Below are 21,301 nucleotides of genomic sequence, written 5' to 3'. Positions count from 1 at the left end.
TTCCTCACCGGGACAGCCCATGCAAACCAGCAAGAGAGACTTCATCCGCCTGGCCGGCGCCCTGGCCGTGGCCGCCACCGGCGCGCCAGCGCTCGCCGCTCCGGCGCGGGCCAGCCGCGGCAGCTACCTGATCCGCAACGGCGCGGTGATCACGGTCGACCGCGCCACCGGCACCCTGCCGCGCGCCGACGTGCTGGTGCGCGACGGCACCATCGAGAAGGTGGGCCGCGGCCTGCGCGCACCGGGCGTCGAGGTGATCGACGCCACCGACCGCATCGTGATGCCGGGCTTCGTCAATTCCCACTACCACCTGTGGAGCGCGATCGGCCGCAGCTTCACGGCGCGCGAGGGCTTCTCCTACTACCCGGCCAAGGGCGCGACCTCCACGCTCTACACGCCCGAGGACTTCTACAACAGCGTGCTGCTGGGCTGCGCCGAGCTGGCCCATGGCGGGACCACCACCGTGCACAACTGGTCGCACAACACGCGCTCGCCGGCCCATGCCGACGCCGAGCTGCGCGCGCACCGGCAGTCGCTGCTGCGCGCGCGCTATTCCTATGGCCACGTCGACCAGATGCCGGCCGATGAACTCAACCGCTACGAGGACCTGGCGCGCGTGCGGCGCGACTGGTTCGGCGAACGTTCGCCGCTGGCCGGCCTGGTGCACCTGGGGCTGAACCTGCGCGGCCCGCAGCAGAGCACCGAGGCCGTCTTCCACGAGGAGATGAAGTTCGCCAAGGCCAGCGGGCTGCCGGTCGCGATCCATGCGCCGCAGGAAGCACCCAACAACGTCGACGCGCTCGACTACGAGCGGCGCGGCTACCTCGGGCCCGATTTCATGATCGCCCACTACGTGCCCGCGAGCCCGGCCGACCTCGCGGCGCTCGCGCGCACGAGGACGCCGCTGAGCTTCGCCACCCATTCCGAGCTGCGCCTCAGCGGCACCGGCGACGCGCGCGCCGCGCTGTTCGCGATGCGCGCGGCGGGCCTCGCGGTCTCGTTGTCGAGCGACGCCACCTCGATCGCGCCGCCCGACATGTTCGAAGCGATGCGCTTCACCTGGAACCTCGGCGTGCCCTGGGCCGGCACGCCGAGCGCGGGCGCGAAGCCGGTGGGCGTGCACGAGGTGATCGAGATGGCGACGATCAACGGCGCCATCGCGCTGGGGCTCGGCGATGTCACGGGCTCGATCGTCGAGGGCAAGCGCGCCGACATCATCCTGGTGCGCACCGACGACCTCAACATCGGCCCGGTCGGTAATGCCGAGACCGCGATCGTGCAGAGCGGCAGCGCCGCCAACGTCGAGACCGTGATGGTCGACGGCCGCATCGTCAAGCGCGGCGGCCGCCTGGTGGCCTACGACACCCCGGCCATCATGCGCCGCGCGCGCCAGTCGGCCGAGCGGATTCGCGCCGCGGCGGGGGCGGCCCTGCAGTCCTGAATTCAGCGCCCGCATGCAAGCGCCGGGCTTCGGCGCTGACACGTGTCCACCATTGACTCCCATGCGTCGGGCCTGTTGTTCGGTGAGCATCAGGAGCTGACGGGGCTCGCGATGACAGGGGCCTTCTTTCTCGATGCGCGCTGAGGGTATGGGTCGTTTGCAGCACACTTGTGCTACATTGGCTTGCGGCCGCTGGCCGAGAGAAGGACCTGCATGTCTACCACCACCATTCGAATCGAAGACGCTCTGAAGGCAAGGATTGCAGCGGCCGCGGAGCGTGCAGGGAAGACATCTCATGGATTCATCCTCGACACGCTCGCGGAGACCGTCGAGCGCAGCGAGATGGATGAGGAACTGCACCGCGTGGCGGAGGAGCGGTGGGCCTTGCTGCTGCAAACCCGGCAGACCGTCTCCTGGACTGACGCCAAGGCGTATCTCGAGGCCCGCGCCAAGGGAGACAAGCCGCGCCGCCCGCGCGCGCGCGCGTGAGGGCGAGCTGACCCTGTGGCGCACATCGAGCTCGCCCCAGCCGTGCTCGAGGACATCGATCGCTTCGTGGAGCACATGGTGCTTCACCAAGCGGTAGACATGCCCAAGCGGGTCGACGAAATCATCCAGGCGATTCAAGTCCTGGCCCACAGTCCGCTGATCGGAAGGCCGGTGCGGCAAGGCAAGCGAGAGCTGGTGATCGGCAAAGGCGTTCGTGGATACGTCGCGCTCTACCGCTACTTGGCCGAGATCGATACCGTCTTCATCCTTGCGCTTCGCGCGCAGCGCGAATCGGGGTTCAAACACTAGCGCGGCGAATACAGCGCCCGCCTACAAGCGCCGTGCTCCGGCACTGACGGGTCCCCACCCGCCCGGCCCCCACCATCGGTCCCCATGCGCCGGGCCTGTTGCCCGGCAAGCACCAGGAGCCGCACATGACGAAAAAAATAGGATCGCTGGCAGCCGGTGCTGCCCTGCTGGGATCGTTCTTCCTCGCGATCCTCGCGCCCATGGCCTGGGCGGTGGAGAAGGACGATGCCGCCGGCGCCACGGTCATCCAGACCGCCGCGCCGGCCTGCGAGGCCACGGCCGCGCACGACGGCGTCTTCACCAAGACCTGCCTCAAGTAGCCGTCATTCGGCCTTGATGCCGCGCTCGCGCACCACGCGGCCCCACTTGGCGGTCTCGGACTGGATGTACTGGGTGAACTGCTCGGGCGTGCCGCCCACCGGGTCGATGCCCGCCTCGCCGAGCTTGCGCCGGATCTCGGCCGGCGCGATGGCCTTGAGATAGGCCGCCTGCAGCGCCTGCACCACGGCGTCGGGCGTGCCGGTGCGCACGCTGAAGCCCTGCCAGCCCTCGACCTCGAAACCCTTCACGCCCTGCTCGGCCACGGTCGGCACCTCGGGATAGGCCGCGATGCGCCTGGCGCCGGCGGCGGCGATCGGGCGCAGCCGGCCCGACTCGATGTGCGGCCGCGCGGTGGCGCGGTCGAGGAACATCAAACCCACCTGGCCGCCCAGCAGGTCCTGCACCGCGGGGCCGCCGCCCTTGTAGGTGATGGCCACCAGCTTCATGCCGGTCTCGCGCGCCAGCAACTCGGTGGCGAGATGGTGCGTGGTGCCCACGCTCGGCGAAGCGTAGTTCAGGCCCTCGGGCGTGCGCGCGGCCAGCGCGATCAGTTCCTGCAGGTTGCGCACCGGCAGCGTGTTCGGATTGACCACCAGCAGGAAGTCGAACTTCGCCGTCATGGTCACGGTGCGCAGGTCCTTGAGCGGGTCGTACGACAGCTTGTCGAACATCGCCGGGTTCACCGCGTAGGTGGTCATGTCGCCGAGCAGGAAGGTGTGGCCGTCGGGCGCGAGCTGCTTGGCCACGGCGGTCGCGCCGATGATGCCGGAGGCGCCGGGGCGGTTGTCCACGATCACCGGCTGGCCCAGCACCTCGCCCATGCCGGGCGCGACCAGGCGCGCGAAGAAGTCGGTGCCGCCGCCGGCCGGGTAGGGCACGATCAGGCGGATCGGCTGGCTGGGCCAGCTGCCTTGCGCGGCGGCGCCGAAGGTCGCGGGGGCCAGGGCGCCGGTGGCCAGGAGCGAAAGCAGGGTGCGTCGTTGCATGGTGGCTGTCTCCTCGTTCGTTGGAATGTCAGGCCGCGAGATCGCGCTGCAGGATCTTCGCGAAGGCCGCCGCGAGTTGTCCGCGCGCGCTGTCGCTGCGGCCCATGGCGCGCCAGGCCACGTGCTGGTCGGGCCGCACCAGGATCGCGCCGTCCGACGAGACACCGCGCAGGCAGCGCCAGGTGCCCTCGACGTCGCGCACCGCGGCCGTGTCGTGGATCTCGACGATGTCCACCGGCAGGCCCGCACCATGCGCCAGCGTGGCCGCGGCATCGGCCCAGGCCGAGCCCTGGCGGCCGGTCAGCAGCGTGAAGCGGCCCGGGCGTACCAGGTCGAGCGTGGAGATCCTCTTGCCATCGCGCTCGAGCCAGGCATGCGGCAGCCGGTGGCCGGGCCGGGTGGTGGGCACGTAGGTCTGGCCCAGCGGATCGCGCTCGGGCGTGGGCGTACCGTCGGGCATCACCGCGCCGAGGTCGTAGTGGTAGCCGAGCTCGATGTCGTGCGCCTGCCATTCCATGCGCTGCACTTCCATGATCTGCGCGAGGCGCGCGCGCCGCGTGCGGCCCTCGGCGTCGTCGGCGAAGTAGCGGCGGAAGTTCGCCTGGCTCAGCTCGGCATTGCCGCGCACGAGGCCGATGCCGGCATCGGTGAGCTGGTGGTTCTGGAAGGTCATCAGCGCCCACTGGATGTTGAACGCGGCCACCGGGCGGCGCTCGGCCTCGTAGCTGTCGAGCAGGCTGTCGTGCGCCTCGCCCTTCAGCACCGCCGCGAGCTTCCAGGCCAGGTTGTGCGCGTCCTGGATCGCCGAGTTCAGGCCCAGGCCGGTGGTCGGCGGATGGCGGTGCGCGGCATCGCCCGCGAGCAGCGCGCGGCCCCAGCGGTAGCGGTCGACCAGCACGCCCTCGACCGTCCAGTGGCCGATGCCGATGATGTCCGGATGCAGGTCGGGGATCTTGAGCAGCTCGCGCATGCGCGGCAGCAGCGACGACTCCTCGAAGCGCGAGGGATCGTCGGGCCGGAAGCTGAAGTGGAACATCCACTCCTCGGAATGCCGGCCGAAGCGCGTGGGCCCGAGCTGGCCCAGCACGCCGCTGGCCCAGGAGCCGCCCTCGGGGTTGACGAACCAGGTGGTCATCGAGTGGTCGTCGTCCCAGTACTTCGAGAGGTCGGCGCGGAAGTAGACCGTGACCATGTGCGCGAGGTCGGTCGCGCCGCTCATCACCGCGCCCAGCGCCGGGCCCACGGTCTTGCCGCCGTCGGCGCCGATCAGGTACTTCGCGCGCACGCGGTACTCCTCGCCGCTGTCGCGATCGAGCACGCGCGCGGTCACGCCGTCCTCGTCCTGCTCGAAGGACTGCAGCTGATGGTGGTAGCGCACCTGCGCGTTCGCTTCGGCCGAGGCCAGCTCGCGCAGCAGCGGCTCCATGCGCACCTGCGGGTAGAGCGTGGATTCGCAGGGGCTGTCCTTCGCATAGTGCTGCGCGAGCGAGCCGCCGCCGAAGGATTCGATGCGGTAGAAGGTGCGACGGTCGAGTTCGCCGTCGCCGGCCAGCGTGGTGCACCAGCGGATGTGCGAGATGTGGGCCAGCGGCATCGAGCGCTCGTAGACGCGCTCGGCCACCTCGAATTGGCGCAGCAGCTCCATGGTGCGCTGGCTGATGTAGCGCGCCTTGGGCAGCCGGCCCGGCGCCGGATGGCGTTCGATCAGCAGGCTGGCGATGCCCTGGCGCGAGAGGAACAGCGAGGCCGCGAGGCCGCAGCCTCCGCCGCCGACGATGAGAACGGGAACGTCGATGTCTTGCATGGTCATTTCTGGAGCGTGGGATCGGGGCAGGAGGTGCGGGCGGTGATGCGCGCGAACAGCGCGCGGTGGCCCTGCGTCATCGCGGCATCGGTGTCGCCGCGCTGGCGCGCCAGCGCCTCGGCGAGTTCGCGCCAGTCGGCGGGCGAGAGGTAGTCGGCGGCCACTGGCAGCACGTAGCTTTCCTCGACCTCCATGTGGCCGAGGTAGACGGTGGCATGCGTGTGCAGCAGCAACTGGAAGGATTCACGGTGCACCTCGCCCATCAGCTCCCAGGCGGTCAGCGCATGCTCGAGCTCGCGCACCGACGATTCGCCGCGCTCGTGCTCGGCCTCGAGCCGGGCCAGCACCGGGCGCAGCGCCGGGCAGCGCTCGCGGATCTTCGGGAACAGCAGCTCGCTCTCGCTCGCGTGGTGCATGCGCGCGGGCATCTCGTCGAGGTAGAACAGCATGGCGCGCAGCTCGTCGAAATCGGGCCGGCGGGCCGAGCGGCGCGCCTGCTCGACGCTGTCGCCCAGGGCCCGCAGCACCGTCGCGAGGGCCTGGTGATCCTCGAGGATCAGCTGGACGGCGGAGGGTTGGAGCAGGGGTGGCATCGGTGCGACTCGGGCATGGCCTCATTGGGGCACAGCCGGGCGCCGGGGTCAGTCCCGCTGCAGGGGACGCTCGAGGGGGCTAGTGCAGCGCGCGCGAGGCCATGGTCTGGAAGCGCTCCGCGCTCCAGCGGCCCCAGCGCGCGAGGTACCAGGTCAGCAGCTCGCGTTCGCTGCCGATCACCAGCCGCTGGTAGGCGCGCTTGCGGTAGGTCTTCACGGTCTCCTCGCTCACGGCGAGGTCGAGCGCGATGCCGACCGACGACAGCCCGTAGAGGATGCGCGCGCAGACCTCGGCCTCGCGTCGCGGCAGCGGGCTGGTCGCCACGATGCAGTTCTCGATCTCGTCGAGCGTGGTCAGCGCCTGCGACACGTCGGGCCGGCTCTGGCAGACGTCGGCATGCTTCGAGAGCATCGCCAGCAGCAGTTCGGCCGCCTGCGCGAGGCGCTCGATGCCGTCGTGCGCGAACGGCGTGTGCGGGTCGGCGCGCAGCACGCTGAGGCCGAAGGCGCCGTTGGTGCCGCGGCCGCACAGCAGGATGCGGTCGCGCACGTGCGGGTAGACGCGCGGGCGCAGGTCGTCGTACTCGTGGTCGCTGAAGTCGACGTGGATGATGGTAGCGGCCGCGCCGTCGACGCGGCGCTGGGCTTCCGTCATGGCCGGGTCGTGCTTCCACAGGCCCTGCTTGACGTAGCTCTCGACGCGGTCGCGCGCGGTGCGCTCGGGCTGCACGCAGCAGGCCGCCACTTCGCGCAGTTCGTCCTGGCCGAGGCGGAACGCCGCGAAGTGATCGGCGCCGCACAGCGCATGCAGGTAGTTCGCGAGCGCGGGGGCGAAGCGCTCGCTGCCCATGCCGTCGACCAGGCGCGCGAGCTGCGCTTCCGAGGTGGAGGCGACCGGGGGCCGGTCCTGGATCGTCACCGTCATCATCGTTGTCTCCTGGGGTGCTGCCATGCGCCTTCGAGGGCGCTCGCTGCCCGGACTTCTGTGTTCCGGGCAGGTTTCAAATTCCGTAATCAGATTACGCTCATCGAAATCCTGACTGTGTGAGGAGAAACCCTCCGCTGCGCTGCGGCAGGCGGTTTCAGCCCCAGCCCATGCGGCGCGAAACGTCCTCGGCGCGCGCCGACAGCACGGTCGCCACATGGCCGTCGAGCCGGGTGTCGATCAGGCCGGCCGAGCCCATCACGGTGATCACGCCGGCCACCGCGCCCGCGTGGTCGAAGATCGGCGCCGACACGCCGTGCAGCCCCGGATTGAGGTCGCCCTGGATGCGCGCGAGCTTGCGTTTGCGCACCGACTCGAACAGCGCGTCGACATCGGCGCGCGTCATCCGGCCGGCCGCCGGGTTCGGCGTCGCGCCCGGATGCGGCACGCCCGAGAGCTCGCGATCGATCAGCGGCGCCGTGACCGAGGCCGGCAGGTAGGCGCCGAAGATGCGGCCGGTGGAGGAGGTCAGCATCGGCATCACCGAGCCGGGGCGACCGCTGATGATCAGCGCGTCGTTGGTCTCCTCGAAGCGCACGAAGGTCGGGCCGGCCGCGCCCCAGACCGCGAGGCCGACGGTGAAGCCGAGCTCGTCGCGCAGCTCGCCGAGGGTGGGCGAGGCCACCTGCACCACGTTGAGCCGGCGCAGCGCCGCGAGGCCCAGCCGCACCGCCAGCGGCCCGAGCCGGTAGCCGCCGCTGGCGGCATCGCGCTCGGCCAGCCCGTTGCGGCAGAAGCTCACGAGGTAGCGGTGCGCCTTCGGCGGCTGCATCTCGGCGCGCTCGGCCACGGTCTTGAGCATCAGCGGCGCGCCGGTGTCGATCAGCGCGGACAGCACGCGCACCGCGGTGTCGACCGCCTGCACGCCGCCCGCGTCCTCGTCACCGGCACCGGGGCCCGCGCCGGTCGTCTCGTCGGCGCCATGGCCGGACTTCGCATCTTTCAGGGGGGAGGGCGGGACCATCCGCACGAGACTAGCACGGGCATAGTCGCTGCCTGCCCCCCTGCGGCGGGACAGACAGCCGCCGCGCGATGGCTATGGTGGCGGCCATGATCCACGAACTGCGCCTTTACTCGGTGGCACCGGGCCGCATGGCCGACGTGCACGACCGCTTCAACCGCCACTTCCCGGCCCTGTTCGAGAAGCACGGCGTCGACTGCGTCGCGCGCTGGCAGGCCGTGGCCGGCCCCGACGCGCCGCGCTTCGCCTACCTGATGGCCTACCGCGACTATGCGCACCGCGAGGCCGTGTGGGCCAGCTTCTATGCCGATGCCGAATGGTGGCGCGTGCGCGCCGAGACCAACGCGGGCCACGAGATGGTGGAACGCCACGACCTGTTCTTCCTGAAGCCGAACGCGGCCTGGCCGGCGCTCGCGGCGGCCGAGGCCGCGGAGCCCGTGGGCGGCCTGCACGAGCTGGTGCAGCAGCAGATCGCGCCCGGGCAGAACGCCAACGCCAATGTGTTCCTGCACGAGACCTGGCTGCCGCGCGTGCGCGAGGCCGGCGCGCGCGTGCTCGCGGTGTGGGACATGGCGGCCGGTGCCGGCATGCAGAAGATCGTGCTGCTCTACGCCTGGCCCGATGCCGCGGCCTGGCATGCCGGCCGCCAGCGGCTGGACCGCGATGCCGCGCTGCAGGCCGAGTTCGCGGCGCAGCGCGCGCGCCATGGCACGGCGCTGTTCCAGCGCGCCGAGGTCAACCTGCTCGAGCCTGCGCCTGGCGCGACCATCCGCGCCGGGCTGGGCCGCATCGCCTGATGCCGCCGCTGAAGATCGCGCTGGTGGGCGGCAGCGGGCGCGTGGGGCGCCACATCGCGCTCGAGGCCGAGCGGCGCGGCCACCTGCTGCGATCGTTGCCGCGCGCCGAATTCGACGTGTTCGATGCGGCGGCGCTCGCGCGCGGGCTGCGGGGGCGGGACGTGCTGGTCAGCGCCTATGGCGCGCCGGCCGAGCTGGCGCAGCTGCTGGTGCGTGCCACGGCCTCGATGCTGGAGGCCGCGCGCACGGCGGGCGTCGCGCGCATCGTCACCGTGGGCGGTGCCGGTGGCCTCGCGGTGGCGCCGGGCCGGCGGTTGGCCGACACGGCGGACTTCCCGGCCGAGCTATTGCCCAAGGTCAAGGCGCACGAGGAGGCGGTGGCCCTGCTCGCGGCCTCGGGGCTCGACTGGACCTGCCTCGCGCCCGCCGCGCGCATCGCGCCGGGCGAGCGCAGCGGCCGCTACCGCTGCGCGGTCGGGGCGCTGGTCAGCGATGCGCAGGGCCGCAGCGGCATCTCGTATGCCGACTTCGCCTGCGCGCTGGTCGACGAGCTCGAGGCCCGGCGCCATTCGAGGCAGCTGGTCGGCATCGGCGATTGACCCGCGGGCCGTTCAGGGCACAGCCAGCGGATCGGCCCGGCAGGGCTGCAGCAGCACCGTGCCGCAGGCCGGATAGGCCGCGGGCCCCTTGACGTCCTCGAGCACGCCGAAGCGCACCAGCGAGTCGTACTTCGCGGTGTGCAGCACGTGGATGCGCTGCTTCAGCGAGTAGGTGTCGAACACCATGCCGCCGGTCTGGGCCGGCGTGTCGATCCAGATGCGCAGCCGCGAGCCCTGGCGGAAGTAGTGGCCCATCCTGTGCAGCTCGACGCGCGCGAGCACCGGGCGTCCGGGCAGCAGCGCCTCGAGCTGGTCGGGCTGCTCGAGATGCACGGGTAGCAGCGGCGTCGAGCGCGCCGCGTCGAGCCGGCGGTTCGACAGCCGCAGCCAGCCGCGCTGCACGTAGGTCTCCTGCCCGTCGGGCCGCAGTTCGGTGACCGTGACCTGCAGGTCGGCATCGCCGCCGTCAGCCGTGACCCAGAGGTCGGCGCTGCCCGATCCGTAGACCAGCATGTCGGCGGCCAGCGGCGCCGAGGTGTAGGCCAGGCTGGTCTTCTTCCAGTCGGCCGGCAGCGCGCCCCAGAAGCCGTTGCCCGCCACGTCGTTGACGGCCACGCCAACGCCCGGGTAGTCGTAGCCGTCGGCCGCGCCCGGCACGGCCTGCGCGGAGAGCACGCCGCCCGCGCCGAGGCGGAACTCGCGCACCGCGAGGTCGCCGGCCTGGATCGGGCCCTTCTGCACCACCCAGCGCGGCACCGGCGCGGCGCGCTGTTCGAGCGGCGTGCGGCCACCGCCCGAGGCTTCCATCCACACGGTGGTGCGCGGCGTGTCGCGCTCGAAGCCGTTGTCGCGGCCCTTCACGAAGCGGTCGAGAAAACGCAGCGCGGTGGCCTGGAAGGCGGTGGCGAAGTACATGTCGTGGCGGCCGTTCGACTGGAAGCGCCACAGCTTCGCGGGATCGAGCTTCGCGTGGTAGTGGCCGCCGCGCGCCGTGATCGCCTGGTCCTGGAACGACTCGAAGGACAGCACCGGCACCTCGATGCGGTCGGCGTGGCGCGACAGGTCGAAGCTGTTCATGTAGTCGTCGCGCAGCGGATGCGAGAGGTAGAGGTTCATCACCGAGCGGTTCTCCTCGGCCGCGAGGTTCTTCTCGATCTGCGCCAGGCAGCCCGCGTCGCCTTCCTCCTTCGCGGTGCCTGCCACCACCTGGTGCCAGTAAGCGCGGAACACGACCCGGAACGGCGTGATGAAGCCGGGCTGCAGCACGCCGCCGGGCATCAGCGCGTCGCGGTAGTCCACCAGCGGCACGCCGGGCACGATGGCGCGCAGGTGCGGCGGCCGGAACTGCGCCGCCGCGAGTTGCGAGGAGCCGCCGTAGGAGGCGCTGACCATGCCCACGTTGCCGTCGGACCAGGGCTGCGCGGCCGCGAACTCCACCGCCTCGGCACCGTGCCGGCCGAGTTGCGGGCGCGTGTATTCGAGCGGGCCGTTCGAGCAGCCGGTGCCGGCGGTGTTGACGCCCATCACCGCATAGCCGGCCTCGAGCAGCCGCTGGTCGAGGTCGAGCGCCATCGAGGTCTGGTGCTTGAGGTAGGCCGAGCCGCCGATCGAGCCGGCGTCGTAGCCGTTGACGGTCAGCGCCACGGGAAAGCGGCCCGGGCCCTTGGGCAGCAGCACGGTGTAGCGCAGCCGGTGGCCGTCGGCGGTGGCGATGTAGCCCGTGAGGCGGCGGTCCCAGAACGGCGCCGCGGGGCCCTGTTCGGGAAACGCGAAGGGGCGCGCCACCGGCAGGCCGGTGTCGGGGTCGAGCTTCGCCTCCTGCGCATGGGAGCACAGCGGCGCGGCACATGCCGCGGCGAGCGCGAGCAGTGTCGCGATGGTCGTTTTCATGGTTCGGTGTCCTCGAGAAATGTCCGCCGAGGGCTTGGCGCTTGCGCGCGCGCCCTTCTCGCCCTTTGCGCATGATGCCCATGGCGCAGCGGTGGCACCCCCCCGAAAGTGAGAGGGGCGGGTCTGGCTTTCGGGCCGTGCCGGCGCCGCTCCCGCCCCGCGTGCGCGCCCTATTTGCCCCGCTTCGCCTTCGCCGCGCTCTTCGTCACGTTGAGCGCCACCGCTTCCTGGATCAGCGCCTTGAAGGCCTGCGCATCGACCGTCTCGCCTTCGCCGATGTCGATCGCGCGCCGCGCATTGCCCTCGAGGCTCGCATTGAACAGGCCGGTCGCATCCGCGAGCGAAGCGCCCTTGGCGAAGGTCAGCTTCACCTTTCCCTTGTACGACTCGCCGGTGCAGACGATGCCGTCGTGCGACCAGGTCGGCGTGCCCATCCACTTGAGCTCCTCGACGATCTCCGGATCGGCCTCCTTGATCAGTTGCCGCATCCGGCCCAGGGTCTGGGTGCGCCAGTCGCCGAGCTCGGCGATCTTCTGGTCGATCTGCGCGGAGATCGCGGGGTCGGTGCCCGACTCGGATTTCTTCATGGGTGCTCCTGGCTTTCTTCCATGGGGCCGGGCGGATCCGGCCCCCTGCGTGGGAACGCATTCTGCATACGCGCGGCGCATGCCGGAAGAAAAGCGCCGTGGGCGCGCGGCCTCAGCCGATGGTCCGCGGCTGCGCCGCCGCCCGCTGCCGCAGGCTCAGCGCGAAGCCCGCGCCAATCGCCAGCAGCGCGGCCGCGCAGGCCAGGAACACCGGCCGCGTGCCGATGCGGTCCACCGCCGCCGAGGCCACGGCCACGCCGAGTGCGATGCCGAGGAACATGGTGGAGGCGAACAGGCTCACCGCGGTGCCGCGCAGTGCGGGCACCATCTGCGTGGCATGGGTCTGCAAGGTGCCGTGCAGCGCGTAGAAGCCCAGGCCCGCCACCAGGCAGGCCGGCAGCGCCAGCGCCCAGTGTTGGCCGAGCGCGAGCGCCAGCCAGCCCAGGCCCAGCGCGATGCCGCCGCCCAGCACCAGCCCGCCTTCGCCAAATATCGCCAGCAGCCGGCGCGCCGCGAAGGCATAGAAGAAGCCACCCACGCCGTAGAGCGCCACCACGCCCGCCGCGCTCGAGAGCCCGAGGCCGTACTCGCGTACCAGGAAGGCCGGCAGGAAGGCCAGGCCCGAGAAGGCGAAGGCGCCCTCGGCCATCACCACCAGCAGCATCCAGCGCGCCCAGGGCTCGGCCAGCACGCGCAGGATGTCGCGCAGGTGCCCATGGCCATGGCCGGAGGGCGCGCGCACCGGCTCGGCGCGTACTTCGCGGTTGAGGCTGATCGCGAGTCCGCCGATGCAGAACACCACCGCGAGCAGCGCGAACACCGCGCGCCAGCCCAGCCATTCGGTGAGCACGCCCGACACCCACTGCCCGGCGATCATCCCGCCCAGCGACAGCATCAGGAAGCGCGCCAGCACCGGCTGCCGCTCGGCATAGGGCACCGTGTCGCCGACCCAGGCCAGCACCAGCGCGATGATGCCGGCCGCCGCGGCGCCGGCGAGAAAGCGCGCCACCACGAGCATCTCGAGGCTCAGCGCCGCCAGCGCGAGCAGGTTGCCGGCCACGCAGCCCAGCGCCGCGAAGCCGATGGTGCGGCGCTTGCCGAAGCGGTCGCCGAGCGGGCCGAACAGCAGCTGCAGCAGCCCATAAGCCACCGCGTAGACCGACACCGTGAGCGCCGCGCGGCCCGTGGTGACGCCGAAGGTCTGCGCCAGCGCTGGCAGCATCGGGTCGCAGACGCGCATCATCGCGCTGCTGCAGCAATGCACCGTGGCCAACGCCGCCAGGCCACCGGGCCGCACGCGGGTCATCGGGCCTGCGCGTCCTGCTTCTCGAAGCCGGGGCGGGGAATCAGCGACAGCCAGGCGGTGCTGAGGCCGCCGTCGACCAGCAGGTCCTGCCCGTTCACGTAGCCCGAGCGCGGGCTGGCCAGGAAGGCCACCACCTCGGCGATGTCCTTCGGCCCGCTGATGCGCCCGGCCGGCACGATGGCCTCGCGCTTCGCGAGCACCTCGGGCTGGGTATAGATGCCCTCGGTGAGCGGCGTGCGCACCATCGCCGGGCTCACCACGTTGCTGCGGATGCGGTGCTCGCCGAGCTCCACCGCCAGCAGCTGCGACAGCATCTTCACGCCCGCCTTGCTGATGCTGTAGGGACCGCTGTAGGGCTGCGGCACGCGGCCCGAGATCGAGGCCACGTGCACCATGCTGCCGCCGCCCGCGGCGATCATCTGGCGGCCGAAGGCCTGCGCGCACAGCAGGAAGCCGTCGAGGTTCACCGCCATCAGCCGGTGCCAGCGCTCGATGTCGATGTCCATCAGCGCCGCGGCGTAGATCGTGGCCGCGTTGTTCACCAGCACGTCGCAGCGCCCGAGCTCGCGCTCGACGGCGGCCGCGGCGCGTTCCACGTCGGCCTTGTCGGTGATGTCGCAGCCCAGCGCGATGGCGCGTGCGCCGCTTTCCGCGATGTCGGCGGCGGCGCGGGCCGCGCCCGCTTCGTCGCGGTCGAGCAGCGCCACCCTGGCGCCCACCGACGCGAGCTCGCGCGCGATCTCGATGCCGATGCCGCCGGCCGCGCCGGTGACCACGCAGACCTTGTCTTCCAGTTGCAGCCAGTTCGCGGTCATGGCGTCAGACCTGCGGGTTGGCGATGCGCAGCACCAGGCCGTCGAGCGCCGCGCTCATCACGAGCTGGCACGAGAGCCGGCTCGTGGCCTGGCGCGGCGCGGCCGTGTAGTCGAGCATCTGGTCCTCGGTCGAGGCCATGGCGGGCAGTGCGTCCGCGGGGCCGTCTTCCACGAAGACATGGCAGGTGGCGCAACTGAGCGAGCCGCCGCAGTCGCCGACGATTTCGTCGATGCCGTGGTCGCAGGCGGCGCGCATGAGGTTGGTGCCGACGGGAACGTCGACGTCGCGGCGGGCGCCGCCGGCGCAGATGAAGGTGGCCTTGGTCATGGCGCCACTGTCGGGCGCGCTCGCCCCGGTGTCAGTCCCCTCGGAGGGGACGGGCGCGGCGCGGCACTCCTGCGCACACTCGCGGCATGCAATCCATCGCCATCCATCGCCACGGCGGCCCCGAGGTCCTCGAAGCCCTGAACCTCGAACTGCCGCCGCCCGCGCCGCGCCAGGTGCGCGTGCGCCACACCGCCATCGGCCTCAACTTCTCCGACATCAACGTGCGCAACGGCGGCTTCTACCTCGGCCGTGGGCCGCGCTTCCCCGTCATCCTCGGCAACGAGGCCGCCGGCGTGGTGGAGGCCGTGGGCACCGAGGTCACCGAATGGCGCGCGGGCGACCGCGTCGCCTATGCCGGCACCGGCGGCCTGTTCTTCCAGGACACCGGCGCCTACGCCGAGGCGCGCAACCTGCCGGCCGACTGCCTGGTGCGCCTGCCCGACGACATCGACGACCGCCAGGCCGCCGCCATGCTGCTCAAGGGACTGACCGCCTCGGTGGTCATCCACCGCTGCCACCGGCCGCAGCCCGGCGACACCATCCTCGTACACGCCGCCGCGAGCGGCGTCGGCAGCCTGCTCGCGCAATGGAGCCGGCACCTGGGCGCCACCGTGATCGGCACCGTCGGTTCGCAGGCCAAGGCCGAGTTCGCGCGCGCGCACGGCTGCGACCACACCATCCTCTACCGCCAGGAAGATTTCGTGGCCGCCACGAAGCAGCTCGCGCCGCAGGGCCTGGCGGCCGTGTTCGACGGCGTCGGCAAGGACACCTTCATCCCGTCCTTCGACTGCATGCGCCCCTTCGGCGCCGTGGTGAACTACGGCAATGCCTCGGGCCCCGTGCCGCCCTTCGACCTGATGCTGCTGGCGCAGAAGGGCTGCCTCGCGCTGCACCGGCCGGGCTTCGGCTTCCACGCCATCACGCCCGAGACGCGGACCCAGGCCTGCGGCGAACTGTTCGACCTGGTGCGCGGCGGCGCGCTGAAGGTCGAGGTGAGCCGGACCTATGCGCTGGCCGACGCGGCGCTGGCGCATGCGGACGTGGAGCAGGGGAGGACGGTGGGGTCGGTGTTGTTGATACCGTGAAGTGATCGTCCGGGCTGAGCTTGTCGAAGCCTCGCGCAGCGCTTTGCCGCATCGACGCGGCGGTATTCTCCTTTCATGAACTACAAGGTTTCGACCGATCGAACGGTGACGTGGCAGGAGTTTGGTGCCCTGATGGAATCGGTGGGGTGGGGCTCGGGGTACGACGAAGCGGCGTTTGCCAGTACGAGCCGGGCCTATCCGTTGATTGCCCATGCACGTTCCGACGAGGGGATGCTTCTCGGCTATGTCTCGGCGTTCAGCGATGGCGCATTCAGCACCATGCTGGGTGAACTGCTCGTTCATCCTTCGGCACGGAGCTCCGGCATCGGACGATCCCTGCTGCGTACGGTCGAGGCCGAGTTTCCCGGCATTCCGATCTACGTGAAGGCACTGGGCGAAGCCAAGCGGTTTTTCGAGGCATGCGGCTATCGCAGGCCCCGGACCGAGATGACGGTTTTGTTCAAGGTGCCGGGTCCATCTCTATAGATCCTGGAGGCCTCGCGTCAAGCATCGCTGTTGAGCCGATTCGAATCGGTTCCTATAGTCAAGCTCGATCGGGGGCGCATTCGACTTGCCGCAGTCGAGGCCCGCGTCTAGCATGCCGTTCGTCCGCAACCACACAGCCCCCGGGGAGGCACCATGGAACTTCACACCGCGCGCATCTTCGTCCAGGACCTCGGCGATGCCGCCCGTTTCTACGAACAGACACTGGGCCTGCCATTGAAGGCCGATGGGCGCGAGCATGGCTATTGCGTGTTCGGCTCGGGGCCGTTGAGCCTGGTGGTCGAACGTGTCGACGAGGACGCCCCGACGGAGGACCAAGTGCTCGTGGGACGGTTCACGGGGTTGTCCTTCGACGTGAAGGACATCGACGCGAAGTACAAGGAACTCTCGTCGCTCGGCGTCGCGTTCAGCGGGCTTCCCGAGCGGCAGCAATGGGGCGGGATTCTCGCGACGCTGCGCGACCCGGCGGGCAACGAGATCCAGATCGTGCAGCAGCCCTGACGGCACGGCCCAAGGAAAGAAGACGTGCCGAAGAAATTCTTCAACCTGCGCTTCGACAGCGAATCTCCGCAGGACTCCGTGGGCGGGGCCTATCTGGCGCCCGAGGGCCAGGGCCTGCCGTGTTGCACCCGGTGCGACCGGCAGATGATTCCCTTCCTTCAGTTCACGCTGCCTCGCGCGGCCGAGCTTCCGTTTGTCGACGGAAGCAGGCTGTCGGTGCTGATGTGCCCCGAGCACAACGAGATCCCGAGCTTCGAGTCCTTCGAAGCGCTGCCACCGGCCTACTGGGACCAGGGCGAAGGCCACTGGTTCGCATCGCTCGAAAAGCCGCGGCCCATGCATCGCGTGCCCAGTCCCCCCGTTCTGCAGACCGCCGAACTCGTGATGGCCGATGCGCCCGCCGACGAGTACTACCGCATCGCAGTGGGTGGCGAGCCCGAGTGGGTGCAGGACGAAGAAAGCTTCACCTGTTCGTGCGGCTCGCCGATGGAATTCGTGTGCCAGGTCAGCGACAGCTTCCAGTTTCTCAAGTTGCCCGATGCACCCGAGCAGCCCGACGGTTCTTCGGCCCGAGGCTATGTGCTGTTTCTGGGCAACGAGGTCTACGTGTTCGCATGCGCGCGGCAATGCGATCCGCGGGCCGTGTGGGTCACGGTGCAGAACTGATCGCGCCCTCTCTGCGCTTGCGCGCAGCCGTGGCCTCTGCCTAGCCCCCCGAGCGCCGTCGTCCTACCTGCTCGCCACCCCTGTTTTCCTAGAGTGCATTCACTGCAGCCGCACAGGGCGGCTCGGTGACAAAGACACTCAACCAGACAGGGGCCTTCTCATGAAAAAACATCTTCTCGTTCTCGCCATCGCATCGAGCTTCTTCGCCATGGGCGCAGCCAACGCGGCCGACGGCATGACCAAGGACCAGTACAAGGTCGCCAAGGAAAAGATCGAGGCCGATTACAAGGTCGCCAAGGCCCAGTGCGACACGATGAAGGACAACGCCAAGGACGTCTGCGAGAAGCAGGCCAAGGGCACGGAGAACGTGGCCAAGGCCGAACTCGAACAGCAATACAAGCCGACCGCCGGCCACGCCAAGAAGGTCGCGGAAGAGAAGGCCACGGCCACCTACGAAGTCGCCAAGGAAAAGTGCGATGACCAGTCGGGCGATGCCAAGAACGCTTGCGTGAACCAGGCCAAGGCCGATCACGACAAGGCCAAGGCCGACATCAAGGCCATGAAGGGCTGAGAAAGCCCATGAAGGTGCCCGCGCGAGCGGGCGCCTTGCAGTGGCCGCAGCCGCTGCAGGCCTAGCGTTCGCCGGGCCAGATATCCCGCATCCGCTCGGCTTCCTGCGCGAATTGCTCCGCCAGGAAGTCCAGCAGCGCCCGCACCCGCGGAACCATGTACTGCGTGGCATGCCGTATCGCGTACACACCCGGTTCCTTCGCCACGTACTCCGGTAGCAGGATCCGAAGCCGGCCGCACCGCACATCCTCGGCCGCATCCCAGATCGTCTTGCGCGCGATGCCTCGTCCCGCCAGCGTCCAGGCGCGCACGAGTCCTCCATCGTTCGTTTCCCATGCATCGGCCATCGGCACCGTGTGCTGCCAGGTCTCGCCGCCTCGCGCGAAGTGGAATTCGTTGAGCGGCCCGGCCGCGGTCGCCAGCACGATGAAGCGATGGCCCGCGAGCGCCTCGGGCGTGCGTGGCGTGCCGTGGCGCTCCAGGTAGTCGGGCGAGGCGCAGAGCACCCGGCAATTGGGTGCCAGCCGCCGTGCGACCAGGGCGCTGCTCTCGGGCTGCCCGAAACGGATCGCGAGGTCGACGTTGTCCTGGTGGAGGTTCGACACCGAGTCGGTCAGTGTCAATGCCACCCGTACGCCGGGGTGAAGGCTCGCGAACATGTCCAGCCACCGATCGAGCACCTGCCGCCCGAAGTCGGTGGAGGCCGAGATCCTGACCTTGCCCTGCACCATGCCCTGCCCCTCGCGCAGCAGGGCTTCCACCTCATGGATGCTCTGCAGCGCGACCTCGCAATGCGCCAGATAGAGCCGGCCTTCCTCGGTCAGCCGCAGGTGCCGGGTCGTGCGGTCGAGCAGCTTCGCGCGCAAGGCCGTCTCCAGCTTCTTCAGCCGGGCGCTCGCCGCCGCGGGCGACAAGCCCAGCTTGCGTCCAGCGGCGGAGAGGCTGCCCGTCGAAGCCGTCTCCGCGAACAGGCGCATGTCGCCCCATCGATCGGTTGCCATCTTTCACTTGGATTTGAAGTTCATTCAATTTTCCGCCCAATTATCAAAGTTGGAGCGCAGTCACACACTGCCCGCTTCCGTCCTGGCTGGCCAGGACCCCGCACACACAGGAAGCATCCGACATGACACGAGCCATCGGCGCAGCAGCGCGCCCCAGCGACCTTTCCTCCGAGCCGGATGCAGCCACGCGGCTGCCTTGGGCCGCGCTGCTCGCGCTGACCCTGACCAGCTTCATGGCCACGGCGAACGAGGCGGTGCCCGCGGGCCTGCTGCCGCAGATCGCGCGGGGCCTGGGGGTGTCCGAGGCCTGGGCCGGACAGTTCGTCACGCTGTGCGCGCTCGGCGCCGGATTGGCCGCCATTCCGCTCACGGCGGCCACCCGCGCGTGGTCGCGCCGCAAGGTGCTGTTGCTCGCGCTGGCCGGGTTCTGTGCCTGCAATGCCGTGACCGCGCTCTCCACCCACCTCGCGCTCTCGCTGGCTGCGCGCCTCGTCGTCGGCCTGGCGACCGGCCTGGCCTGGAGCGAACTGGCGACCTGTGCCCGGCGCCTGGTGCCGAGCCGCCTGCAAGGTCGCGCGCTGGCGATCGTCATGGTCGGCATTCCGCTGGCCTTGTCGTTCGGCGTGCCGATGGCCGCGTGGCTCGGTCGTCAGATCGGCTGGCGCTGGATGTTCGGCGGCATGTCCGCGATCGGTCTGGTGCTGGTGGTCTGGGTGCGCGCGAGCGTTCCGGACCTGCCGGGCCGGGACAGCGGCGAGCGGGCGGACTATCGCCGGGTGCTGGCCACGCCCGGCGTCGGGCCGGTGCTGCTGATCGTCATGCTCTGGATCTTCGCGCACTACCTGCTCTACACGTACATCGCGCCATTCCTCGCGCAGCGCGGCCTGCTCGACCGGCTCGATACCCTGCTGCTGAGCTTCGGGCTGGCCACGGCCATCGGCCTCTGGGGCGTGGGCTGGTTCGTCGACCGTCATCTGCGTGCGTTGCTCCTGGGATCGCTCGGCACTTTCGCGGCGGTCGGCGTGGCGCTGGGAGAGGCCGGTTCATCCTTCGCGCTCGTGTTCATCGGCGTGTGCGTGTGGGGATTGAGCTTCAGCGGCGCGCCCACGCTGCTGCAGACCGCGCTGGCCGATGCGGCGGGAGACACGTCCGACATCGCGCAGTCGATGCTGGTCACGGTCTTCAACCTGTCGTTCGCGGCCAGCGGCCTGCTGGGAGGCGTGCTGCTCGGCACCGTGGGCAGCGCGGTGTTTCCCTGGCTCATGGCGGCGTTGGCATGCGCGGGAGCATGGGTGGCGTGGCGCTTTAGGGCCAGCGCGTTCCCTTCGGACCGGCGTCGCGCGTCGACGCGCTGAGATCGGGCCCTGGCCCGGTGCTGACAGCGGGGCGGTCCGGAACAGGCACTCGGCTCTATGGCACGATGCGCGCCAAGAAACCCGAAGACGAGGAGACGGCCATGTCCTTGCTGCGACGCTTGCGCGGAGAGCCCCGATTCGCGATGCCCTGCCTTGGCAGAACCTTGACGCTGTATCGGCAGGGTTCGCAGCTCGGATTGCTCACCGGTCTGGGGACTGTTGCGCTGTTCAATCTTCCCTGGCATCTGGTGGTGGGCGGCGAGGAAGTGGCCCGGCCCTTGGTCGCCGTTGCCGGGGCTTATCTTGCTGCGACGCTCATTGCGTCGCGTGCGCCGGTCGAGATGGATGCACGTGACGCCGCGTCTCGCTGGCTTTGACTACCGCTGCCGGCTGGAAGCCGGCTCTTGAATCATGAGCAACTTCGAGATCTACACCCCAACCACTGAAGAGGTGCACTCGGGCGAGTTGGGCCGCCGCATGCGGCAGTTCAACTATCGGTTTGTCGGCGAGTACGGGCAGGTACAGCCGGTCTGGGTCAGCGCAAAGGACGACACGGGTGGGCTCGTGGGTGGGTTGCGCGGATTCGTGTTCCTGCATTGGCTGAACGTGGAGCTGCTGTTCGTGGACGATGCGGCTCGGCACCAAGGCCTGGGCGCAAGGTTGCTCGCAACGGCGGAAGAGAAAGCCCGCGAGCTGGGTGCGCGCAATGCGACGTTGAATACCTTCGAATGGCAAGCGCGTGAGTTCTATCTCAAGCAGGGCTACGAGGAGTTCGGGCGCATCGATGACTACGTTCAGGGCTTCTACGTGGCGTACATGAAGAAGGCGCTGTAGTCATAGTGCTTGCTGAGCATGGTGGGAATTCATTGGATGAGCGAGCGCGAAGCACATAGGGTCGGTCGAAGTGCGGATTCCATTTCGACAACGCCGACTTCAATGATCAGGCCAGTTGCAACCCAAACCGAAGTGGCGCATGGGATCTGAAATCGTCGTGCTGTTTGCGCCTCTTGGTGTGCTGAGCCTCGCATGCCTTGTCTACGGATTTCGCGCCCCTGGTCAGCGCCTGTCCACCTTCGCATGGTTGCTCGTCACGTTGCTGGCAAGCCTCGGGGTCGTCTCGTTTTCGGGCGGGAGCATCGCCATATTCTCAGTCGTTGGAGGGCTGCTGCTGACGTCGGCAGCCGTGGTCGCGGTCTTGGTGTCGGCGGCGACTGCTGTGGCGAAGAAGGCGCGTTCATTTCGCAGTCGTGACTGATCAGAGAGCGCCCGCTATCGGTCTTCATCCTACTGGTCCATTCGCCGCTCACGCTACTTATCAAATGGACCGCCACCCTGAGCGTGCCTAGCTGGAGTCATTCTTTGGGACTGCCAGTGTGTCCGAGTACGTCAGCACGACCGGAGACTGGCA

At 69.8% G+C, this 21,301-nt stretch carries 26 protein-coding genes; 15 read left to right on the top strand and 11 right to left on the bottom strand.

The window, feature by feature from the left end; all coding sequences use genetic code 11:
• Window positions 1-19 precede the first annotated feature (19 nt).
• The 4 genes from AC07RM_RS03460 to AC07RM_RS03445 all read left to right on the top strand — a co-directional run bounded on the left by AC07RM_RS03460 (window position 20) and on the right by AC07RM_RS03445 (window position 2,559).
• A complete protein-coding gene (locus tag AC07RM_RS03460) occupies window positions 20-1,441 on the top strand; it encodes an amidohydrolase family protein (RefSeq protein WP_495333007.1) in 1,422 nt (473 codons plus the stop codon).
• Window positions 1,442-1,654: 213 nt separating this feature from the next.
• Complete coding sequence (locus AC07RM_RS03455) at window positions 1,655-1,930, top strand: CopG family transcriptional regulator (RefSeq protein ID WP_495333005.1); 276 nt, start codon at window positions 1,655-1,657, stop codon at window positions 1,928-1,930.
• 15 nt (window positions 1,931-1,945) lie between these two features.
• Window positions 1,946-2,239, top strand: coding sequence for a type II toxin-antitoxin system RelE/ParE family toxin (locus AC07RM_RS03450; RefSeq protein ID WP_495333003.1), 294 nt, complete (start codon window positions 1,946-1,948; stop codon window positions 2,237-2,239).
• Window positions 2,240-2,364: 125 nt separating this feature from the next.
• Window positions 2,365-2,559 (top strand): hypothetical protein, encoded by a 195-nt coding sequence (locus AC07RM_RS03445; protein ID WP_143129235.1) that lies wholly within the window; start codon window positions 2,365-2,367, stop codon window positions 2,557-2,559.
• A 3-nt stretch (window positions 2,560-2,562) separates the two neighbouring features.
• Here AC07RM_RS03445 and AC07RM_RS03440 read toward each other — a convergent pair whose 3' ends face one another.
• From AC07RM_RS03440 to AC07RM_RS03420, 5 genes are all read right to left on the bottom strand, one after another.
• On the bottom strand, window positions 2,563-3,546 hold the full coding sequence (locus AC07RM_RS03440; RefSeq protein WP_495333001.1) for a Bug family tripartite tricarboxylate transporter substrate binding protein: 984 nt from the start codon (window positions 3,544-3,546) through the stop codon (window positions 2,563-2,565).
• A 28-nt stretch (window positions 3,547-3,574) separates the two neighbouring features.
• Entirely contained in the window at window positions 3,575-5,350 is a 1,776-nt protein-coding gene (locus tag AC07RM_RS03435) for an FAD-dependent monooxygenase (RefSeq protein WP_495332999.1), read from the bottom strand.
• A gap of 2 nt (window positions 5,351-5,352) precedes the next feature.
• The gene (locus AC07RM_RS03430; protein ID WP_093347053.1) at window positions 5,353-5,943 is read right to left on the bottom strand and encodes a hemerythrin domain-containing protein; all 591 of its coding nucleotides are present in this window, start codon (window positions 5,941-5,943) and stop codon (window positions 5,353-5,355) included.
• Between the two features lie 79 nt (window positions 5,944-6,022).
• The gene (locus AC07RM_RS03425) at window positions 6,023-6,868 is read right to left on the bottom strand and encodes a helix-turn-helix transcriptional regulator (RefSeq protein WP_296785943.1); all 846 of its coding nucleotides are present in this window, start codon (window positions 6,866-6,868) and stop codon (window positions 6,023-6,025) included.
• Window positions 6,869-7,025: 157 nt separating this feature from the next.
• A complete protein-coding gene (locus AC07RM_RS03420) occupies window positions 7,026-7,892 on the bottom strand; it encodes an IclR family transcriptional regulator (protein ID WP_431514377.1) in 867 nt (288 codons plus the stop codon).
• Between the two features lie 86 nt (window positions 7,893-7,978).
• Here AC07RM_RS03420 and AC07RM_RS03415 point away from each other — a divergent pair, with 86 nt between their 5' ends.
• Both AC07RM_RS03415 and AC07RM_RS03410 read left to right on the top strand, forming a co-directional pair.
• Complete coding sequence (locus tag AC07RM_RS03415) at window positions 7,979-8,686, top strand: NIPSNAP family protein (RefSeq protein ID WP_495332996.1); 708 nt, start codon at window positions 7,979-7,981, stop codon at window positions 8,684-8,686.
• Window positions 8,686-9,285 (top strand): NAD(P)-dependent oxidoreductase, encoded by a 600-nt coding sequence (locus AC07RM_RS03410; protein ID WP_495332994.1) that lies wholly within the window; start codon window positions 8,686-8,688, stop codon window positions 9,283-9,285. The genes AC07RM_RS03415 and AC07RM_RS03410 overlap by 1 nt, the downstream gene beginning before the upstream one ends.
• Window positions 9,286-9,297: 12 nt before the next feature.
• On the opposite strand, the gene AC07RM_RS03405 is transcribed toward AC07RM_RS03410, so the two are convergent.
• The 5 genes from AC07RM_RS03405 to AC07RM_RS03385 all read right to left on the bottom strand — a co-directional run bounded on the left by AC07RM_RS03405 (window position 9,298) and on the right by AC07RM_RS03385 (window position 14,211).
• Window positions 9,298-11,175 (bottom strand): CocE/NonD family hydrolase, encoded by a 1,878-nt coding sequence (locus AC07RM_RS03405; RefSeq protein ID WP_495332992.1) that lies wholly within the window; start codon window positions 11,173-11,175, stop codon window positions 9,298-9,300.
• A 170-nt stretch (window positions 11,176-11,345) separates the two neighbouring features.
• Complete coding sequence (locus AC07RM_RS03400) at window positions 11,346-11,762, bottom strand: DUF1801 domain-containing protein (protein WP_495332990.1); 417 nt, start codon at window positions 11,760-11,762, stop codon at window positions 11,346-11,348.
• Between the two features lie 112 nt (window positions 11,763-11,874).
• Window positions 11,875-13,068, bottom strand: coding sequence for an MFS transporter (locus AC07RM_RS03395; protein ID WP_495332988.1), 1,194 nt, complete (start codon window positions 13,066-13,068; stop codon window positions 11,875-11,877).
• Entirely contained in the window at window positions 13,065-13,883 is an 819-nt protein-coding gene (locus AC07RM_RS03390) for an SDR family NAD(P)-dependent oxidoreductase (RefSeq protein WP_203206908.1), read from the bottom strand. Before AC07RM_RS03390 ends, AC07RM_RS03395 begins: the two co-directional genes overlap by 4 nt.
• Before the next feature lie 4 nt (window positions 13,884-13,887).
• Window positions 13,888-14,211 carry a 2Fe-2S iron-sulfur cluster-binding protein gene (locus AC07RM_RS03385; RefSeq protein ID WP_495332986.1) on the bottom strand — a complete coding sequence of 108 codons (324 nt, stop codon included), beginning with the start codon at window positions 14,209-14,211 and terminating at the stop codon, window positions 13,888-13,890.
• An 86-nt stretch (window positions 14,212-14,297) separates the two neighbouring features.
• Here AC07RM_RS03385 and AC07RM_RS03380 point away from each other — a divergent pair, with 86 nt between their 5' ends.
• The 5 genes from AC07RM_RS03380 (at window position 14,298) to AC07RM_RS03360 (ending at window position 17,538) form a co-directional block, all read left to right on the top strand.
• Window positions 14,298-15,296: a quinone oxidoreductase family protein gene (locus AC07RM_RS03380; protein WP_495332984.1), complete on the top strand. Its 999-nt coding sequence runs from the start codon at window positions 14,298-14,300 to the stop codon at window positions 15,294-15,296.
• Window positions 15,297-15,371: 75 nt separating this feature from the next.
• Window positions 15,372-15,782, top strand: a complete 411-nt coding sequence (locus tag AC07RM_RS03375) for a GNAT family N-acetyltransferase (protein ID WP_495332982.1) — start codon at window positions 15,372-15,374, stop codon at window positions 15,780-15,782.
• Window positions 15,783-15,935: 153 nt separating this feature from the next.
• A complete protein-coding gene (locus AC07RM_RS03370; RefSeq protein WP_093347087.1) occupies window positions 15,936-16,301 on the top strand; it encodes a VOC family protein in 366 nt (121 codons plus the stop codon).
• 24 nt (window positions 16,302-16,325) lie between these two features.
• Window positions 16,326-16,967 carry a hypothetical protein gene (locus tag AC07RM_RS03365; protein WP_495332980.1) on the top strand — a complete coding sequence of 214 codons (642 nt, stop codon included), beginning with the start codon at window positions 16,326-16,328 and terminating at the stop codon, window positions 16,965-16,967.
• A gap of 160 nt (window positions 16,968-17,127) precedes the next feature.
• The gene (locus tag AC07RM_RS03360; protein ID WP_495332978.1) at window positions 17,128-17,538 is read left to right on the top strand and encodes a hypothetical protein; all 411 of its coding nucleotides are present in this window, start codon (window positions 17,128-17,130) and stop codon (window positions 17,536-17,538) included.
• Between the two features lie 61 nt (window positions 17,539-17,599).
• Here AC07RM_RS03360 and AC07RM_RS03355 read toward each other — a convergent pair whose 3' ends face one another.
• Window positions 17,600-18,538: a LysR family transcriptional regulator gene (locus tag AC07RM_RS03355; protein ID WP_495332976.1), complete on the bottom strand. Its 939-nt coding sequence runs from the start codon at window positions 18,536-18,538 to the stop codon at window positions 17,600-17,602.
• A gap of 122 nt (window positions 18,539-18,660) precedes the next feature.
• On the opposite strand from AC07RM_RS03355, the gene AC07RM_RS03350 reads away from it, so the two are divergent.
• From AC07RM_RS03350 to AC07RM_RS03335, 4 genes are all read left to right on the top strand, one after another.
• The gene (locus tag AC07RM_RS03350; protein WP_495332975.1) at window positions 18,661-19,893 is read left to right on the top strand and encodes an MFS transporter; all 1,233 of its coding nucleotides are present in this window, start codon (window positions 18,661-18,663) and stop codon (window positions 19,891-19,893) included.
• Window positions 19,894-19,958: 65 nt separating this feature from the next.
• Window positions 19,959-20,270 carry a hypothetical protein gene (locus tag AC07RM_RS03345; RefSeq protein ID WP_495332973.1) on the top strand — a complete coding sequence of 104 codons (312 nt, stop codon included), beginning with the start codon at window positions 19,959-19,961 and terminating at the stop codon, window positions 20,268-20,270.
• Between the two features lie 34 nt (window positions 20,271-20,304).
• Window positions 20,305-20,727, top strand: coding sequence for a GNAT family N-acetyltransferase (locus tag AC07RM_RS03340; RefSeq protein ID WP_495332971.1), 423 nt, complete (start codon window positions 20,305-20,307; stop codon window positions 20,725-20,727).
• Between the two features lie 139 nt (window positions 20,728-20,866).
• Window positions 20,867-21,148 carry a hypothetical protein gene (locus tag AC07RM_RS03335; protein ID WP_495332969.1) on the top strand — a complete coding sequence of 94 codons (282 nt, stop codon included), beginning with the start codon at window positions 20,867-20,869 and terminating at the stop codon, window positions 21,146-21,148.
• Window positions 21,149-21,301 lie beyond the last annotated feature (153 nt).

The organism is Variovorax sp. GW821-FHT09B05 (assembly GCF_059418265.1).
Note: the sequence above shows the minus strand (reverse complement) of the source record. Positions and strands in the feature narration are given on the sequence as shown.

Excerpts from the sequence above, each read along its gene's own strand:
- AC07RM_RS03460 (WP_495333007.1), top strand. The coding sequence starts at position 20 with ATGCAAACCAGCAAGAGAGACTTCATCCGCCTGGCCGGCGCCCTGGCC.
- AC07RM_RS03455 (WP_495333005.1), top strand. The coding sequence starts at position 1,655 with ATGTCTACCACCACCATTCGAATCGAAGACGCTCTGAAGGCAAGGATT.
- AC07RM_RS03445 (WP_143129235.1), top strand. The coding sequence starts at position 2,365 with ATGACGAAAAAAATAGGATCGCTGGCAGCCGGTGCTGCCCTGCTGGGA.
- AC07RM_RS03440 (WP_495333001.1), bottom strand. The coding sequence starts at position 3,546 with ATGCAACGACGCACCCTGCTTTCGCTCCTGGCCACCGGCGCCCTGGCC.
- AC07RM_RS03435 (WP_495332999.1), bottom strand. The coding sequence starts at position 5,350 with ATGCAAGACATCGACGTTCCCGTTCTCATCGTCGGCGGCGGAGGCTGC.
- AC07RM_RS03430 (WP_093347053.1), bottom strand. The coding sequence starts at position 5,943 with ATGCCACCCCTGCTCCAACCCTCCGCCGTCCAGCTGATCCTCGAGGAT.
- AC07RM_RS03425 (WP_296785943.1), bottom strand. The coding sequence starts at position 6,868 with ATGACGGTGACGATCCAGGACCGGCCCCCGGTCGCCTCCACCTCGGAA.
- AC07RM_RS03420 (WP_431514377.1), bottom strand. The coding sequence starts at position 7,892 with ATGGTCCCGCCCTCCCCCCTGAAAGATGCGAAGTCCGGCCATGGCGCC.
- AC07RM_RS03415 (WP_495332996.1), top strand. The coding sequence starts at position 7,979 with ATGATCCACGAACTGCGCCTTTACTCGGTGGCACCGGGCCGCATGGCC.
- AC07RM_RS03410 (WP_495332994.1), top strand. The coding sequence starts at position 8,686 with ATGCCGCCGCTGAAGATCGCGCTGGTGGGCGGCAGCGGGCGCGTGGGG.
- AC07RM_RS03405 (WP_495332992.1), bottom strand. The coding sequence starts at position 11,175 with ATGAAAACGACCATCGCGACACTGCTCGCGCTCGCCGCGGCATGTGCC.
- AC07RM_RS03400 (WP_495332990.1), bottom strand. The coding sequence starts at position 11,762 with ATGAAGAAATCCGAGTCGGGCACCGACCCCGCGATCTCCGCGCAGATC.
- AC07RM_RS03395 (WP_495332988.1), bottom strand. The coding sequence starts at position 13,068 with ATGACCCGCGTGCGGCCCGGTGGCCTGGCGGCGTTGGCCACGGTGCAT.
- AC07RM_RS03390 (WP_203206908.1), bottom strand. The coding sequence starts at position 13,883 with ATGACCGCGAACTGGCTGCAACTGGAAGACAAGGTCTGCGTGGTCACC.
- AC07RM_RS03385 (WP_495332986.1), bottom strand. The coding sequence starts at position 14,211 with ATGACCAAGGCCACCTTCATCTGCGCCGGCGGCGCCCGCCGCGACGTC.
- AC07RM_RS03380 (WP_495332984.1), top strand. The coding sequence starts at position 14,298 with ATGCAATCCATCGCCATCCATCGCCACGGCGGCCCCGAGGTCCTCGAA.
- AC07RM_RS03375 (WP_495332982.1), top strand. The coding sequence starts at position 15,372 with ATGAACTACAAGGTTTCGACCGATCGAACGGTGACGTGGCAGGAGTTT.
- AC07RM_RS03370 (WP_093347087.1), top strand. The coding sequence starts at position 15,936 with ATGGAACTTCACACCGCGCGCATCTTCGTCCAGGACCTCGGCGATGCC.
- AC07RM_RS03360 (WP_495332978.1), top strand. The coding sequence starts at position 17,128 with ATGAAAAAACATCTTCTCGTTCTCGCCATCGCATCGAGCTTCTTCGCC.
- AC07RM_RS03355 (WP_495332976.1), bottom strand. The coding sequence starts at position 18,538 with ATGGCAACCGATCGATGGGGCGACATGCGCCTGTTCGCGGAGACGGCT.
- AC07RM_RS03350 (WP_495332975.1), top strand. The coding sequence starts at position 18,661 with ATGACACGAGCCATCGGCGCAGCAGCGCGCCCCAGCGACCTTTCCTCC.
- AC07RM_RS03345 (WP_495332973.1), top strand. The coding sequence starts at position 19,959 with ATGCGCGCCAAGAAACCCGAAGACGAGGAGACGGCCATGTCCTTGCTG.
- AC07RM_RS03340 (WP_495332971.1), top strand. The coding sequence starts at position 20,305 with ATGAGCAACTTCGAGATCTACACCCCAACCACTGAAGAGGTGCACTCG.
- AC07RM_RS03335 (WP_495332969.1), top strand. The coding sequence starts at position 20,867 with ATGGGATCTGAAATCGTCGTGCTGTTTGCGCCTCTTGGTGTGCTGAGC.